The sequence below is a fragment of the Olsenella profusa genome (assembly GCF_016900315.1).
In the GTDB taxonomy this organism is placed as follows: domain Bacteria; phylum Actinomycetota; class Coriobacteriia; order Coriobacteriales; family Atopobiaceae; genus Thermophilibacter; species Thermophilibacter profusus_A.
The window spans coordinates 38,364-54,767 of sequence record NZ_JACSNQ010000013.1 but is presented as its reverse complement, the minus strand read 5'-3'; the positions used below and the strand labels follow the sequence as shown (position 1 = coordinate 54,767).

Below are 16,404 nucleotides of genomic sequence, written 5' to 3'. Positions count from 1 at the left end.
GTACGTGGGCGCGCGCGCCCCGCCCCGCCGCCCGCGCGCCCACGTACTGCGCTCCGTCCGCCCGTTCTTCTCGCCAAGTGCACCCGAACGGGCGGATTTCTTGCCAAGCGCACCCACGTCCCGGTGCACTGAACGAACCCGTTGTCAGGTGCACTCATCAAGTGCACCCGTGCCCCAGTGCACTTGCGTGCAAAACCCCGCTTTTCGGTGCACTTGAGGTGATTTTGCCGCCGGTCCGAGTGCACTTGACGCGATCGCCGGAGGTAGCGGGTGCACTTGGCGATGCCGAACCGCGCCGGCGGGTGCACCTGACGCGATTGCCGGGGCGCCGGGTGCACCCCCTGCTGCCCGCACGTCCTTCTCGCCCCTGCCGCGGCCGGACGGCCCGCTTGCCGAATGTCCCGATAATCAAACGGAAACCTCCGCGAAACGTGGGTAGGATGAGGAAATGGGACCACGACCGGGAGGAAGACATGGGACTTTTCGATAAGATCAAGAGCACCTTCGCCTCGTCAAACGGTACGATCACGCCGCCGGCGGCCACGTTCGCCACGCGTCCCGACACCGTCTACGCCCCGATCTCGGGCGTCCTCGTGAGCCTCAAGGAGGTCAACGACGAGGTCATCTCCGCGGGCCTGCTCGGCGACGGCTACGGCATCCTGCCCACCGGCGCGGGCGTGCTCTACGCGCCGGTCAGCGGGCGCATCGGCGCCACCACGGTGACCAACCACTCCATCGCCATCCGTACGGAGGAGGGCATGGAGGTCCTCATCCACATCGGCATCGGCACGGTCAACATGGGCGGCAAGGGGTTCACGCGGCTCGTCGAGGCAAACGACGAGGTGCGCGCCGGTCAGCCGCTCATGACCTTCAGCGTGGACGCCATCAAGCTCGCCGGCTACGACGAGGTCGTCGCGTGCGTCATCTCCAACCCGGACGCCTACGCGCGGATCGACCACGTGGGCGAGTCGGGCACGCTGCTCGGCGGCCGGCCGCTCGTCAAGATCGGCGACCCGCTGCTCGTGGCACGGAAGTAGCAGGGAAGGAAGCGGTCTTTCAGGCCCCGCGTGCTCCAGGGCGCGGGGCCTTGTCACGAAGGAGAGAGAGGAACCTGCATGGCACGCATCTTCATCAGCCCGTCCAAGTACGTCCAGGGTCCCGGCGAGCTCGCCAAGCTCGGTGACTACGTCAAGACCTACGGCACCCATGCGCTCGTGGTCATCTCCGCGGGCGGCCTGCGCCGCTCCGGCGACGTGATCTCTGCGAGCATGGGGGCGGCCGGCGTGGCGCTGACCTATGACAACTTCAACGGCGAGTGCTCCCAGGCTGAGATCGACCGCCTCGTGGGGGTCTACCGCGAGGCCGGCACCGACGTCGTGGTCGGCGTGGGCGGCGGCAAGATCTTCGACACCGCCAAGGCCGTGGCGGCCGCCGTCGACGCGCCGGTGGTCATCGTCCCCACGATCGCCGCGACCGACGCGCCGTGCTCCGCGCTCTCGGTGATCTACACCGACGAGGGCCAGTTCAAGGAGTACCAGTTCTTCAAGCAGAACCCCAACCTCGTGCTCATGGACACCGACGTCATCGCCAAGAGCCCGGTGCGCCTGACCGTCTCGGGCATGGGAGATGCGCTGGCCACCTACTTCGAGGCCCGCGCCTGTATGCGCTCCGACGCCACCACCTGCGCCGGCGGCCACGTCACGAGCGCCGCCATGGCGCTCGCGCGCCTCTGCTACGAGACGCTCATGTCCGACGGCCTCAAGGCCAAGCTTGCGCTTGAGGCGGGCGCCTGCACCGAGTCCGTGGAGAAGATCATCGAGGCCAACACGCTGCTCTCCGGCCTGGGCTTCGAGTCCGCGGGCCTGGCCGGCGCGCACGCCATCCACAACGGCATGACCGCGATGCCGGAGACCCACGCCTACTACCACGGCGAGAAGGTCGCCTTTGGCACGCTGACCCAGCTGGTGCTCGAGGACGCCGACGAGCTCTACGAGGTGCTCGACTTCTGCGTGGAGGTGGGCCTGCCGGTGACGTTTGCCCAGCTCGGCGTCGAGGACGCGAGCTACGAGCGCGTGCTCGAGGTGGCCCGGCTCGCCTGCGCGCCCTCCGACACCCTCGGCAACATGCCGTTCGAGGTCACGCCGGAGAAGGTCGCCGCGGCCATGCTCGCCGCCGACGCCTACGGCCGCGCCGCCCTGGCGGAGTAGCGGGATGCCCCCTGCCCGGGCCGTCGCGGCGGCCCGGGCGAGGGGGCCTGGGCGAGAAGTACCTGGCGAGAAGTGCGCGGACGAGAAGAACGTGACGAGAAGTACCTCGCGAGAAGAACCTTGTGCGCGGGCGAGAAGTACCTCGCGCGCGACGAAAGCGGGGCCGGCACCTGTGCGGTGCCGGCCCCGTCTGCGTGAACTCTGTGTGAGCGGAGGTTTCTGGCCGCTGCCTTACGCGTCCTTCTCGCCCTTGAGGGAGGCGTAGAACGTGGCGTGGTCGAAGGCATCCTTGATGGTCTGGCCGTTGACGAAGGGGAGCGCCAGGAACTCGTCGACGGTGGGAACGAGCTCGGAGCAGTCGACGAAGTGGTTCTTCTCGTTGCGGCGGCTCGTGTCCTGCGCGCGCCAGGACTCGTAGTTGCAGTCCGTGAGGTAGTAGACGTCAGATCCGATCTTCATGTAGACGGAGTGGTTGCAGTGCAGATACTCGGCGAGATCCTCGTAGTTGATGTCGAGTGCCTCGGCAGCCTTCTTACCCATGGCGGCTCCTTTCGTCGGCCAACCAAACGGACGTTAGGAAAGACTATAACCCGCAAGCGGGTCGGTTATGCGCGTGTTTGCCGAATGTTAGGCGAGCGTCGGTTGGCGGCGTTGCGGAAGATGCGCGTTGGCGTCGCGGGAGGGATTGGGCGGCGTCGGGAAAGGGTCCGGGCAGCACCGTGTCGGCATTGCGGGAGGTGCCAGGCGGTCGCGCGGAAGAGTTCCGGCGGTGACCTGCGCGCTATGCCTCGGCCAGGAGAATGCGCCCCAGCTCGCTCGGCGTGTCCGCTACCACGGGAGCGCCGTCGGCAAGCAGCGCCGCGCGCCCGCGGAACCCCCAGGCGCAGCCCACGCACGGGCAGCCCACGTTGGCGGCGGTCGCCACGTCCACCTCGGAGTCGCCCACGTAGACCATGCCGTTGCGCTCGGCGCCCATGTGCCGGAGCGCCTCCTCGACCATGTCCGGCGCGGGCTTCTTGCGGATGCCGCGCTCCTCGCACTCGCCGATTACGGCGTCGAAGGTCCCGGGGAACTGCCGTGCCACGAGCTCCTGCACCGCGAAGTCGGCCTTGTTGGAGACCACGGCAATGCGGACGCCGGCCGCCTTCAGGTGGGCAAGCAGCTCGGGGACGCCGGGGTAGGGCCCCGTGTGGTCCTCGCAGTGCGCACCGTAGTGGGCCTTGAACGACGCGAAGGTGGCGTCGACGACGTCGGCGGGGGTGTCGTCGGGCACGGCGCGCTCGATGAGCAGACGGATGCCGTTGCCCACGAATCGGCGCACCTCGTCGAGGGTGCGAGGGGGCAGGCCGTTCGCGGCTAGCGCCGCGTTGGTGGAGAGGTGCAGGTCCTCGAGGGTGTCGAGCAGGGTTCCGTCAAGGTCGAAGACGACCGTCTCAAAGGCTGGCATGGCTTTGCGCGTCCTTTCGTTCTTCTCGCCGTCTGCGAGGGTAGCACAGGGCGCGGGCGCCTGGTCCTGATGCGTGATTCGGCGCTCCCGTGCGCTGCGCCAAAAACGGCGCCCTTGCGCGCTGCGCCAAAATTCCGGGGAGTGTGCGTTTGGGCCGCGAGAAACATCGGGAGTGTGCGCGGTCCTGCGCACAGGGGCGACAAATCCGGCGCTGTTTCCGCGCACTCCCGACGATTCTCGCGCGGGGTGTGGGCCGCGGGGTGTGGGTGCGGGCCGCGCTCCGCCCACCAGGTTTCCGTCTGCTTTCCGGTTCTTCTCGCCATGCGTGCGTCCGTAGTACAATCGCCTGTACGTGCGACGCTGCGCTGTCTACGCCACGTCGCCGTCTCTGGCAGTCGCCGCCCGACCGACACGGGGCGGCCGAGACGAAAGGCATCTATGGACTCCCACACCATGCACACCCACACCTGCGGCGAGCTGCGCCGTGAGAACATCGGCCAGCAGGTGACGCTCACCGGCTGGGTCTGGCACCGTCGCGACCACGGCGGCCTCATCTTCGTGGACCTGCGCGACCGCGACGGCGTGACGCAGGTCTCCTTTGACCCGGAGCACTCCGGCGGCGAGGCCTTCCACACCGCCGAGACCATCCGTTCCGAGTGGCCGATCAAGGTCACCGGCACGGTTCGCGAGCGCCCGGAGGGCATGGAGAACCCCAAGCTCGCCACCGGCCAGATCGAGGTCCTCATCGACGCCATCGAGGTGCTCAACTCCTCCAAGACGCCGCCCTTCCAGATCGAGGACCGCCTCGACTGCGCCGAGGACGTGCGCCTGCGCTACCGCTACCTTGACATCCGCCGCCCGCGCATGATGGCCAACCTGAAGCTCCGCTCGGACTTCACCTTCGCCATCCGCGAGGCGCTGCACGGTCGCGACTTCATGGAGGTGGAGACGCCGGCCCTCTTCAAGTCCACCCCCGAGGGCGCGCGCGACTTCCTCGTGCCCTCGCGCACCCAGCCGGGCCACTTCTACGCCCTGCCGCAGTCCCCGCAGCTCCTGAAGCAGCTGCTCATGGTCGGCGGCGTGGAGCGCTACTACCAGGTGGCTAAGTGCTTCCGCGACGAGGACCTGCGCGCCGACCGCCAGCCCGAGTTCACGCAGGTGGACATCGAGATGAGCTTCGTGGACGAGGACGACGTCATGAGCGAGCTCGAGGACGTGCTCGCCGACGCCTTCGCGCGCGTGGGCGTCGAGATGCCCACCCCGCTGCGCCGCATCGAGTACTGGGACGCGATGGACACCTACGGCACCGACAAGCCGGACACGCGCCTGGGCATGGAGCTCCACGACGTGACCTCGATCTTCGCCGAGTCCAAGTTCAAGCTCTTCGCGGGTGCGGCGGCAACCGAGGGGCAGTACGTCAAGGCCATCAACGCCAAGGGCGCCGGCGCCTGGCCGCGCGCGCAGATCGACAAGCTCGCCGACGTTGCCGCCGGCTTCGGCGCCAAGGGCCTCGCGTGGATCGCCTTCCGCGAGGACGGCTCCGTGAACAGCCCCATCGTCAAGTTCTTCTCTGACGAGGAGATGGCCGCCCTGCGCGCCGAGATGGACGTGGAGCCCGGCGACCTCGTGATGTTTGCCGTGGCGGACCGCAAGCTCGCCGACGAGATCCTGGGCGGCATGCGCGTGCACATGGCGAACGCCCTGAACGTCCCGCGCGAGGGCCACGACTTCCTCTGGGTGGTCAACTTCCCGCTCTTCCACTGGGACGACGAGGCCAAGCGCTACGAGGCCGAGCACCAGCCCTTCACCCTGCCCACCGAGTCCGACGTCGAGAAGATCAAGGCCGACCCGCTGGCCGCGGGCTCGGCGACCTACGACTTCGTTATGGACGGCTACGAGGCCGGCGGCGGCGGCATGCGTATCCACAACGCCCAGATGCAGCTCGACATGCTCGAGCTCCTCGGCTACACCGTTGAGGACGCGCGCGAGAAGTTCGGGTTCCTGATGGACGCCCTCGAGTACGGCGCGCCCCCGATGGGCGGCTTTGCACTCGGCCTGGACCGCGTGTGCATGCTGCTGGCCGGCGAGGACTCCATCCGCGAGGTCATGGCTTTCCCCAAGACCTCGAGCGGCTCCGACCTCATGTCCGACGCCCCGAGCGAGGTCACGGGCAAGCAGCTCAAGGAGGTCGGCCTGCGCCTGCTGTAGCGCGGCCCGGCTTACTGACGGCCGTCCTGGCGCATCCGGGGTCCCGTGCACCCGGGTCTCGCGCTCCCGGCGTCCCGCACGGCGAGAAGAACCTGGGGGTGCCTGGTGAGAAACACTTTGCGGCGCCCGTAAGGCAAGACGAACCTGGCAGCCCGTCCCCTCTGGGGGCGGGCGCCTTTGTGTGGGCTGCCGGCCGGATGCCCTCCGTGCGGGTACCTCACTTAGGTGCACTCCTCAAGTGCACTCTGCCCGCCAGCTAAATTGCGTCAGGTGCACCGAAAAGCGCGTGTTTGCCGTTAGGTGCACCCCTCCTCGGGTGCACCTAACGAGGGTCCGTGACCCGCAGCCCGCGGTTCCGCACACGTGTGCCGCATCGACCCCGCCCCCCACCACGTTCTTCTCGCAAGGACTTTGTAAACCCTTGACAAGTCAAGCAAACGGCCTACCCTTGGGCAGGGAATGGTTGACATGGCAAGGAGATTGACATGGCCGATAACCCGACCGCGGGCGTCCGGCGCGGGCGCTCGCTCGAGGACTTCCACATGCGCCTCATGCGCGCCTTCCACGCGCAGCGCACCTACTTCAAGCCGCGCGTGGACGCGCTGGGGCTGGGCCCGGGGCAGGCCAAGGTGCTCGTGTACCTGGCGGTGAGGGGGCCGGCCAGCCAGCGCGAGGTGGCCGACTACTTTGAGTGCGACCCGGGGGCGGTCTCGCGCATGCTCGACACGATGGAGCGCGCGGGGCTGGTGACCTCGGCGCCCGGGCGTGACCGTCGCGTGCGCGAGGCGAGCGTCACCGAGCGCGGCCTCGCCGCGGCGGACGGCTGGGAGCTCTTCTGCGACGAGGAGCAGAAGGTCATGCTGAGGGGCTTCTCGCCGGCCGAGCGCGAGCAGTTCGCCGACCTGCTCGGTCGTGCCCGGGCGAACCTGCGCGCGGCGATCTCGGACCCTGGCCCCGCCTCGTCCGACCCTCATGGCGAGAAGAACCTCGCGCCCGACCCCGACAGCCAGAAGGGGGGCGATCGCTGATGGACGGCGTCCGCCTGATCGCACGCTACCTGGGAAGCTACCGGAAGGACTTCCTCCTCGCGGTGCTCTGCGTGGCCCTGGAGACCTCGCTCGAGCTGGTGATCCCGCTGCTCATGGCCAACGTGATCGACGACGGCATCATCGGGCGGGACCTGGGCGCGGTGGCCGTGAACGGTGCGCTGATGCTGGTGTTCGCCTTCGGCGCCCTCGCGCTGGGCTTCACCTACGCGCGCTTCTCGGCGCGGGCCGCGATGGGCCTGGGCGCCAACCTGCGCGAGGCCGAGTACGCCCACCTGCAGGAGTTCTCGTTCGCCAACCTCGACGACTTCGAGTCGTCCTCGCTCGTCACGCGCCTCACGACCGACGTGACGGTGATCCAGAACGCCCTCGTCTCGGGCACGCGCCCGCTCACGCGCGGCCCCTCGATCCTCATCCTGGGGCTCGTCTTCGCCGCGGTGATGTCGCCCGAGCTCGCGGTGGTGTTCTTCCTGGTGCTGCCGGTGCTTGCCGTGGCGATGTTTCTGGTGGTGCGGCACGTGGGGCCGCTCTATCGGCTGCTGCAGTCCGCGATGGACCGGCTGAACGACGCGCTGCAGGAGGACCTCGCCGCGATCCGCGTGATCAAGGCGTACGTGCGCGAGGGCCACGTGGCCGACCGCTTTGCCGAGGTCAACGAGAGCCTGGCCAAGACGGGCACGCGCACCTTCCGCACGGCGGTCCTCAACACCCCGATCTTCCAGGGGACGATGTACGTGACCTGCGTGGCCATCCTGTGGATCGGCGGGCAGATGATCCTTGCCGGCACCCTCATGGTGGGCACCTTCACCGGCTTCATGAGCTACATCTTCCAGATTGTGAACTCGCTCATGATGATCTCCAACGTGTTCCTTCTCCTGGCGCGCGCCGTCACGAGCGTGGAGCGCGTGGGCGAGGTGCTTGACGAGCAGCCCACGATCACCTCGCCGGAGGACGCGGTCACGGAGGTGAGCGACGGCTCGGTCAGCTTTGACCACGTGAGCTTCAGGTACGCGGCCGACGCCGAGCGCGACGTCCTGGAGGACGTGTGCCTGGACCTGGCGGCGGGCTCGACGGTGGGCGTCCTCGGCGGCACGGGCTCGGGCAAGTCGACGCTCGTGCAGCTGATCGCGCGCCTCTACGACGTGAGCGCGGGTTCCGTGCGCGTGGGCGGCCGCGACGTGCGCGCCTACGACCTCGCGGCCCTGCGCGACGCGGTGGGCGTGGTGCTGCAGAAGAACGTGCTGTTCAGCGGCACGGTGCGGGAGAACCTGGCCTGGGGCAACCCCGACGCCACCGACGAGCAGATGCTCGAGGCGTGCCGCCTGGCGCGCGCCGACGAGTTCCTGGACCGCATCGGCGGGCTCGACGGCGACCTCGGCCAGGGCGGCGCGGGCGTCTCCGGCGGCCAGAAGCAGCGCCTCTGCATCGCGCGCACGCTGCTCAAGCACCCGAAGGTCCTCATCTTCGACGACTCCACGAGCGCCGTGGACATGGCCACCGACGCGCAGATCCGCGAGAACCTCGCCGCGCTCACGGGCGTCACCAAGATCGTCATCGCGCAGCGCGTGGCCTCGGTCATGGACGCCGACAAGATCGTGGTGCTGGACGAGGGCCGGGTACACTCGCAGGGCACCCACGAGGAACTTCTCGCCAGCGACCCCATCTACCAGGAGATATACGAGTCCCAGATTGGATCTGGAATCAGCGGGGAGGTGGCCTAGATGCCCTCGCGCCAGTCTGCCGCGCCCGCGCGGCCCAAGAACCTGCTCTCGACGCTGCGGAGCCTGCTCGCCTACATGAGCCATGCCCGCTGGATGCTTCTTGTGGTGGCGGTGCTCGTCACGCTCTCGGGGCTCGCCAACCTGATGGGCACCTACATGATCAAGCCCGTGGTCAACGCCGTGGGCGCCGGGGACGCGGACGCCCTCGTGCGCGGAGTTGCCCTGACCGCGGTGATCTACGTGGTGGGCGTGGCCAGCGCGGCGGGCTACACGCAGACCATGGTGTGCGCGGCGCAGAAGGTGGTCTTTGACATCCGGCGCGACCTCTTCGCGCACATCGAGCGGCTGCCGCTCTCCTTCTTTGACCGCACGCGCCACGGCGACGTGATGAGCTACTTCACCAACGACGTGGACACGGTCTCCGAGGCGCTCAACAACAGCTTCGCCAACCTCGTCCAGGCGGCGGTGCAGATCGTGGGCACGCTCACGCTGCTCTTTGTGCTCGACTGGCGGCTCACGCTCATCACCGTTGCCTGCGACCTTGCGATCGCGCTCTACGTGCGCTTCTCGGGCGGCCGCTCTAGCAAGTATTTTGCGCGCCAGCAGGCCGAGCTCGCCGGGCTCGACGGCTACGTGGAGGAGATGATCTCCGGCCAGAAGGTCGTCAAGGTCTTCAACCATGAGGCGGCCAACCTCGCGCGCTTCCGCGAGCTCAACGGCCGGCTGCGCGAGGCGGGCACCTCCGCGCAGGCCTACGCCTCCACGATGGTGCCGGTGACGGTGTGCGTGGGATTTGTCAACTACGCCATCGTGACCATCGTGGGCGCGCTGCTGGCGCTTTCGGGGACGATGGACGTGGGGTCGCTCGCGAGCTACCTCGTCTTCGTGCGTCAGGCGGTGGCCCCGATCAATGCGTTCACGCAGCAGGGCAACTTCCTGCTCACGGCGCTCGCGGGCGCCGAGCGCATCTTCTCCGTGATGCGGCTCGAGCCCGAGGTGGACGAGGGTACGGTGGTCCTGGAGCACGCCAACGACGTGGAGGCCGCCCGCATGGCCGCGGGGGCGGCCGGCTGGGCTTGGAAGATTGACGGCGAGCACGTGCCGCTTCAGGGCGACGTGGTCTTCTACGACGTGGACTTTGGCTACGAGGAGGGGCAGACCGTGCTCAAGGGCCTCTCGCTCTACGCCAAGCCCGGGCAGAAGATCGCCTTCGTGGGGTCAACGGGTGCGGGCAAGACCACGATCACCAACCTGATCAACCGCTTCTACGAGGTGCGCTCCGGCGTCATCACCTACGACGGCATCGACGTGCGCGACATCGAGAAGGCGAGCCTGCGCCGCTCGCTGGGCATCGTGCTGCAGGACACGCACCTGTTCGCCGGGACCATCGCGGACAACATCCGCTTCGGCAAGCTCGACGCCACCGACGAGGAGGTGGTGGCCGCCGCCAAGATAGCCAACGCCGACGGCTTCATCCGGCGCCTGCCCAAGGGCTACGACACGCCGGTGGTGGCCGACGGCGCCAACCTCTCCCAGGGGCAGCGGCAGCTCTTGGCCATTGCGCGCGCGGCGGTGGCCGACCCGCCGGTGCTGATCCTGGACGAGGCCACCTCGAGCATCGACACCCGCACCGAGGCCCTCATCCAGCGCGGCATGGACGCCCTCATGGCGGGGCGCACGGTCTTCGTGATCGCGCACCGGCTCTCCACCGTGCGCAACGCCAACGCGATCATGGTGCTCGAGCACGGGCGAATCGTGGAGCGCGGCACGCACGAGGAGCTGCTGGCCCAGCGCGGCGAGTACTGGCAGCTCTGGACCGGCCAGCGCGAGCTCGACTAGCGGCGCGCGGCGGCGCGGGCGAGAAGGACCTGCAGGCCGCAGGTTCTTCTCGCCGTGCGATGGCCGCCGTCCGCCCGCTAGTAGCCGCGCTCGGCCTGGCGGCGGATGCGCGCGTACTCCATCACGAGCAGCACGAGCAGTATGGCCATCGAGACGAGCGAGCCCATGACCGCGCCGGCGAGGCCGGAGAAGTTGACGAGCAGCATCGAGACCGGCACCGCGAACACGATTGCGATCAGGTAGAGCTTGGAGACCTGTTCCTGCGCGCGCAGCACGGTGACGATCTGGTAGAGGAAGTCGATGCTCGCGCAGACGCCGCCCGTGGCCACCATCACGTAGACGAGCGGGCGGAACTGCTCGAAGTCCAGGCCGTACATGAAGCTCATGAGCGGGATGCCCACCGTGCCCATGACGAGCGCCATCGCCGCGGCGATAAGCGCGATTACGCCGACCATCGCCAGCACCAGAAGGTCGAAGCGACGGTGCTTCTCGGGGTCGTCCCAGATGCGGGCCAGGCGCACGAGCTGCGGCTTGTAGATGAACCCCGCGACCATGAGGATCGAGTGGGCGGGGAAGTACATGGCGTTGTAGTAGAGCTGGTTGTCGTAGGAGAGCGCGCCCTCCATGGCGAACTTGGGCACCGAGTCGATGAGGTTGTAGAGGAAGAGGGCCAGAAACAGCGGGAAGCAGTCGACGAAGAGCTCCTTCACGCCGCGCGCCGTCGCCGGCAGGCTGTGCTCCGTCTCGAAGTAGGCGAGCGGCACCGTGAGCAACACAAGCGAGACCACCGCGCCTGCGGCCAGGGCGAAGCTCGCCATAGGGAGGCTGCGCGTGAGCAGGAGCACCGCCGAGAAGAACAGCAGCCCCAGCACGCAGCGCACGGCCTGGGAGAGCCCGGCCAGGTAGAGCTTGTCCTTCTGCTGGAGGCGGCCCTCGTAGACGTCGGCCAGGCCGTCGGCGGCGCGGAAGACGAGCACGCCCATGCAGATGGCGAACATCGACGCGTCGTAGCCGCGCAGGTGGTACCACAGCCAGCCCACCACCAGCATGACGGCGCAGGTGATGAAGCGGTTGATCTGGTAGTCGAAGAAGGAGTGCATGTCGTCCAGGTCGGAGACCTGGTAGGTGCGCACGCCATAGTTGGCCACAAAGAGCAGCAGCATGCCCACCGTGTAGGCCATGGAGAACTGGCCGGCCTGCTCGGGGCCCACGAGCCAGGTGGCGACGAGCGTGAGCAGCGGGAAGAGCGTGCCCCACGCGGCCTGGCCGATGGTGTTGCAGACGTAGTCGCGCTTGGTCTGGTGCGCGAGGTACTGCTCGGTCTGCTCCGAGAGGCGGCCGCCGAAGATCGCGGAGATGAGGCGGTTCCACCAGTTGTTTATCACGCGGGGGAGAAACGCCTGCTGGCGGTCGGGCTGGGCGGCGTCGCGGCGCGGGGCGCGGGCGGCGGCGTTGGTTCCGGCGGCGGCCTTGTCGGCGCGGCCGCGCGCGCGGTTGCTGCCGCGCTGGCCGTGGCCGCCGGTGTGCCGGCTGCCGGTGTGCCGGCCGCCGTGCGCACGGCCTTTGGTCACCACGCCGTAGCGCGGCGTCTTGGGCGAGACGTGGGTGCCCGTCGCGGGACGGACCGGCGTGGCCTCGCGGCGCTTGAACGGGTTGCGCATGTGGCGAGAAGCTCCTCTCGACGTCCTTCTTCCTCTTGACGTCCTTCTCGCCCGATTGTAGCGCCGCGGGCGGACATGCGCGTCAGGTGCGGCTGGGGTGGGGGGTGCACCTGACGGGTGCACGTGCGGGGTGCACGTGGGGCCCAGGCTCGTCAGGTGCACCCGGGGTAGGGTGCACTTGGTCGCAAATCCCCACTTTTCGGTGCACTTGACGCGATTTCGAGGCCCTTTGGGGTGCACTTGAGGAGTGCACCTACGGAAGCCACGTGCTAGGTGCACCAGGTCGAGGCTGCAAGTCGCAGAAGATCCCTTGCGAGAAGAACGCTCGAGGCCGTTTTTCGCCGCACGCGGATTGCGCGAAAACGGCTGCAAGTGTGTGGGGGCGGCTGGGTAGAATCCCCGCACGCCGACGGCACGTAAGTCCCGCTCGCTGGGCCGCGCTCCCGAAGGGGGGTGAGCCCCATGGATACGTTGATAGCTTTCCTAAAGCTTGCTGGCGCACTGGTCAGCTTCGCCGCAGGTATCATCCGGTTCCTGTCCGCAGCGAGCGAGTTTTGCAACCGAGACGAGAAGGACCGCTAGCCCAGTGAACTAGCGGTCCATCCCCATCTCTAACGGGCGCGGCCCTGCCATCCCAAGCGAGCTGTGCCGTCGGTTACATGATACCCCACCGGTGCGTGCCCAATCATGTTGTTGTTGCGCTTTGTACCAGCCGTTGCACTCTGTACCAGCTGATTTTTGCGTTCAGGGTTTGTTGGGGAGGGCGATGGGAAGGAAGCAGGGTGCACCTGACGGGTGCACTTGAGGGGTTGAACGTCAGGTGCACCCGGGGTGGAGTGCACTTGATGGCAAATCCCGGCTTTTCGGTGCATTTGACGCGATTTCGGGGCCCTTTGGGGTGCACTTGAGGAGTGCACTTGAAGGAATGAGCGTCAGGAGCACCCGGGGCGGGGCGCGTAGCGTGAACAATGGGTTTCTCGCCGGGGACTTTTCAGGGGGCGGCTTCCCTGCGGGCATGCTCTTTCGGTATTGTAGAGGTACCGTACGCCAGCAAAAGGAGCAACGTTGGCCGAGAAAAACCTGAACGCTGAGAACGCTTCCGCTACCATGCCCGACCCCGTCGGCTCGGCCTCCCCGGCCGGCCCCGTCGGCGCCGCGACCACAGCCGGCGCCCCTACCCCCGCCTCGGACGCCGCGGCCGCCCGCGCCCTGCTCACGGGCGTCGACGTGCCGGAGTCCATCGCAGAGAACATGGCGCTCTTCCTGCGCCTGGTGCGCAAGGTGCTCGAGGAGTTCGACCCGTCGCTGCTCTCCACCTTCGACGTTCTTCTCGCCGACGCGATACGCGCCAGCGCGGACGAGTCCGCGGAGACGGACGAGGAGCGGGCCGCCTTCGCGGACCTGGAGCGGGTGCTCGAGGGGCTGGACGAGTCCCAGACCACCATGCTCATGCGCGCCTTCGTGTCCTACTTCCACCTGGCCAACATCTGCGAGGAGAACTATCGCGTGGCGTCGCTGCGCACCCGCGAGAGCACGGTGCCCACCTCCGACGCCGAGGACCCCATCAACGACATCACGGTGGCCTACCGCCAGCTCGTGGACGAGTGCGGTCGCGGCAAGGCCATCGCGCTGCTGAACCGCCTGGAGTTCCGCCCGGTCTTCACCGCCCACCCCACCGAGGCGCGCCGCAAGGCCGTCGAGGGCAAGATCCGCCGGATTGCGGGGCTTCTGGAGGAGCGCCCGCGCCTGGGCGGCGTGGCCCTGGCGGAGAACGAGCGGCGCCTCACGCAGGAGATCGACGCGCTGCTGCGCACCTCGCCGATCGCGCACAAGAAGCCGACGCCCGTCGAGGAGGCCGACACCATCATCGACATCTTCGACAACACGCTCTTTGACATGGTGCCGGACGTGTACCGTCGCTTCGACGACTGGGAGCTCGGCGACAAGGCCGGCACGGTGCCGCCCGTCTGCCCGGCGTTCTTCCACCCGGGCAGCTGGATCGGCTCGGACCGGGACGGCAACCCCAACGTCACCGCCAAGGTGAGCCGCCAGGTGGCCGAGAAGTTCCGCACCCACGTGCTGGAGCGCCTGGCTGACGCCACCTACACCACCGGGCGCAACCTCACGCTGGACGCCATCTCCACGCCGCCCTCGGACCAGCTCATGAGCCTCTGGAGCCACCAGGTGGAGATGAGCGAGAAGCTCACGGCGCGCGCCCTGGGCATCTCCGCGAGCGAGCTGCACCGCGCGGCCATGCTCGTGATCTCCGAGCGCCTGCGCGCCACCATCGAGCGCACGGCCGACGTCATGTACGCGAGCGCCGACGACTACATCGCCGACCTGCGCGTGGTCCAGTCCTCCCTGGCGCGCGCCGGCGCAACCCGCGCGGCCTACGGCCCGGTGCAGCGCCTCATCTGGCAGGCGCAGACCTTCGGCTTCCACCTGGTGGAGATGGAGTTCCGCCAGCATTCGCTGGTGCACTCCCGCGCGCTTGAGGACATCCGCGAGCACGGCCGGTGGGGCGAGCGCGGCGAGCTCCAGCCGATGACGCGCGAGGTGCTGGACACGTTTCGCGCCATCGCCCAGATCCAGCGGAGAAACGGCGTGGACGCGGCGCGGCGCTACATCATCTCCTTCACCAAGTCCGCGCAGGACGTGGCCAACGTCTACGAGCTCGCGCACCTGGCCTTCGCGCACGAGTGCGACGTGCCCACGCTGGACGTGATTCCGCTCTTCGAGCAGGTGGAGGACCTCGAGGGCGCGGTCGACACGCTCGACGCGATGATCCGCCTGCCCGAGGTCCAGCGCCGCCTGGGCCAGACCGGCCGGCGCCTCGAGGTGATGCTCGGCTACTCGGACTCCTCCAAGGACGCCGGCCCCACCTCGGCCACGCTCGTGCTGCACCGCGCCCAGGCGGAGATCGCGCGCTGGGCGGAGGACAACGGCATCGACCTCGTGCTCATGCACGGGCGCGGCGGCGCGGTGGGACGCGGCGGCGGCCCGGCAAACCGTGCGGTGCTCTCCCAGCCCAAGGGCTCGGTCAACTGCTGCTTCAAGCTCACCGAGCAGGGCGAGGTCATCTTTGCGCGCTACGGCGACCCCACGCTGGCCCGCCGCCACGTGGAGTCCGTGGTGGGCGCGACGCTGCTGCAGTCCGCGCCGTCCATCGAGTGGGTCAACACGGAGACCACCCAGAAGTACGCCGACCTCGCCGCCGAGCTGGACGCCGCCTCGCGCGAGCGCTACCTCGACCTACTGCACACCGACGGCTTCGCCGAGTGGTTCTCCACGGTGACGCCGCTCACCGAGGTGGGCCTCATGCCCATCGGCAGCCGCCCGGCCAAGCGCGGCCTGGGCGCCAAGTCCCTCGACGACCTGCGCACCATCCCGTGGATCTTCTCGTGGAGCCAGGCGCGCATCAACCTGGCCGCCTGGTACGGCCTCGGCACCGCCTGCGAGCGCGTGGGCGACCTTGACCGCCTGCGCGGCGCCTACAAGGAGTGGCCGCTCTTCACGACGTTCATCGACAACATTGAGATGTCGCTCTCCAAGGTGGACGAGCGGATCGCCCGGCTCTACCTGGGCCTTGCCGACCGCGAGGACCTCTCGAGCAAGGTGCTGGACGAGATGGCGCTCACCCGCCGCTGGGTGCTCGCCATCGTGGGCGACGAGTGGCCGCTGCAGCACCGTCGCGTGCTGGGGCCGGTCATCCGAATGCGCCTGCCGTTTGTGAACGTGCTGTCCGTGACCCAGGCGCTGGCGCTGCGTCGGCTGCGCACCGAGGGCGAGGGCCTCTCGCCCGCGGAGCACGAGCGGCTCATCTACCTGATCCTCTGCACCGTCTCCGGCGTCTCCGCGGGGCTGCAGAACACGGGGTGACGGCTGGCTGCGGGGTTGCGGCGGCGCGGCCTTGGCGGGGCTTCGGCGGCCTCGGCGGTGCCGCGGGGTCACGGCGGGGCGAGAAGGACCTCGTGCCTGTCGCTGCACCGCCGCGACCGCGGCCGGAAAACGCGGCCAGAGCTTCTGCGGACGGAAAGCGCCACGCCTGCGTGTTCCGTTCTCGCAGATGTTCTCGCAGATGCTCCCACAGATAGGGAAATGTGTAGCGGGCCTCGCCTTAGGGCGGGGCCCTTCTAGTTCCCCTGTGCGTCTACGTGCGCAAACGCATCTCGGGGACTGACGAACGGGCGAGAAGGACCTCGCTTCCGTCCTCTTGCGCACACAGATCCGCATCTGTGGAAGCAGCACACAGCTGGGCCCTTTTGCAGCGGGACC

General features: G+C 68.4%; 10 protein-coding genes. 7 read left to right on the top strand and 3 right to left on the bottom strand.

Translation table 11 applies throughout. The features are described from left to right. Positions 1-473: 473 nt before the first annotated feature. Positions 474-1,037 carry a PTS sugar transporter subunit IIA gene (locus tag H9X80_RS06760; RefSeq protein ID WP_204793580.1) on the top strand — a complete coding sequence of 188 codons (564 nt, stop codon included), beginning with the start codon at positions 474-476 and terminating at the stop codon, positions 1,035-1,037. Positions 1,038-1,115: 78 nt separating this feature from the next. Then, positions 1,116-2,207, top strand: a complete 1,092-nt coding sequence (locus H9X80_RS06755; protein WP_204793579.1) for a glycerol dehydrogenase — start codon at positions 1,116-1,118, stop codon at positions 2,205-2,207. Between the two features lie 231 nt (positions 2,208-2,438). On the opposite strand, the gene H9X80_RS06750 is transcribed toward H9X80_RS06755, so the two are convergent. Both H9X80_RS06750 and H9X80_RS06745 read right to left on the bottom strand, forming a co-directional pair. Then, positions 2,439-2,747 carry a CDP-alcohol phosphatidyltransferase gene (locus H9X80_RS06750; RefSeq protein ID WP_204793578.1) on the bottom strand — a complete coding sequence of 103 codons (309 nt, stop codon included), beginning with the start codon at positions 2,745-2,747 and terminating at the stop codon, positions 2,439-2,441. Positions 2,748-2,988: 241 nt separating this feature from the next. Beyond that, the gene (locus H9X80_RS06745; protein WP_204793577.1) at positions 2,989-3,654 is read right to left on the bottom strand and encodes an HAD family hydrolase; all 666 of its coding nucleotides are present in this window, start codon (positions 3,652-3,654) and stop codon (positions 2,989-2,991) included. Between the two features lie 438 nt (positions 3,655-4,092). Here H9X80_RS06745 and aspS point away from each other — a divergent pair, with 438 nt between their 5' ends. From aspS to H9X80_RS06725, 4 genes are all read left to right on the top strand, one after another. Further along, positions 4,093-5,862 (top strand): aspartate--tRNA ligase, encoded by a 1,770-nt coding sequence (gene aspS, locus H9X80_RS06740; RefSeq protein ID WP_204793576.1) that lies wholly within the window; start codon positions 4,093-4,095, stop codon positions 5,860-5,862. Positions 5,863-6,347: 485 nt separating this feature from the next. Then, complete coding sequence (locus tag H9X80_RS06735; protein WP_204793575.1) at positions 6,348-6,890, top strand: MarR family winged helix-turn-helix transcriptional regulator; 543 nt, start codon at positions 6,348-6,350, stop codon at positions 6,888-6,890. Then, complete coding sequence (locus tag H9X80_RS06730) at positions 6,890-8,629, top strand: ABC transporter ATP-binding protein (RefSeq protein WP_204793574.1); 1,740 nt, start codon at positions 6,890-6,892, stop codon at positions 8,627-8,629. The genes H9X80_RS06735 and H9X80_RS06730 overlap by 1 nt, the downstream gene beginning before the upstream one ends. Beyond that, positions 8,630-10,468, top strand: coding sequence for an ABC transporter ATP-binding protein (locus tag H9X80_RS06725; protein WP_204793573.1), 1,839 nt, complete (start codon positions 8,630-8,632; stop codon positions 10,466-10,468). A gap of 77 nt (positions 10,469-10,545) precedes the next feature. On the opposite strand, the gene H9X80_RS06720 is transcribed toward H9X80_RS06725, so the two are convergent. After that, on the bottom strand, positions 10,546-12,129 hold the full coding sequence (locus H9X80_RS06720; RefSeq protein ID WP_239471743.1) for a lipopolysaccharide biosynthesis protein: 1,584 nt from the start codon (positions 12,127-12,129) through the stop codon (positions 10,546-10,548). Between the two features lie 1,107 nt (positions 12,130-13,236). Between H9X80_RS06720 and H9X80_RS06715 the strand changes: the two genes are divergently transcribed. Continuing rightward, entirely contained in the window at positions 13,237-16,008 is a 2,772-nt protein-coding gene (locus tag H9X80_RS06715) for a phosphoenolpyruvate carboxylase (protein WP_204793585.1), read from the top strand. The last annotated feature ends 396 nt before the right edge of the window (positions 16,009-16,404 follow it).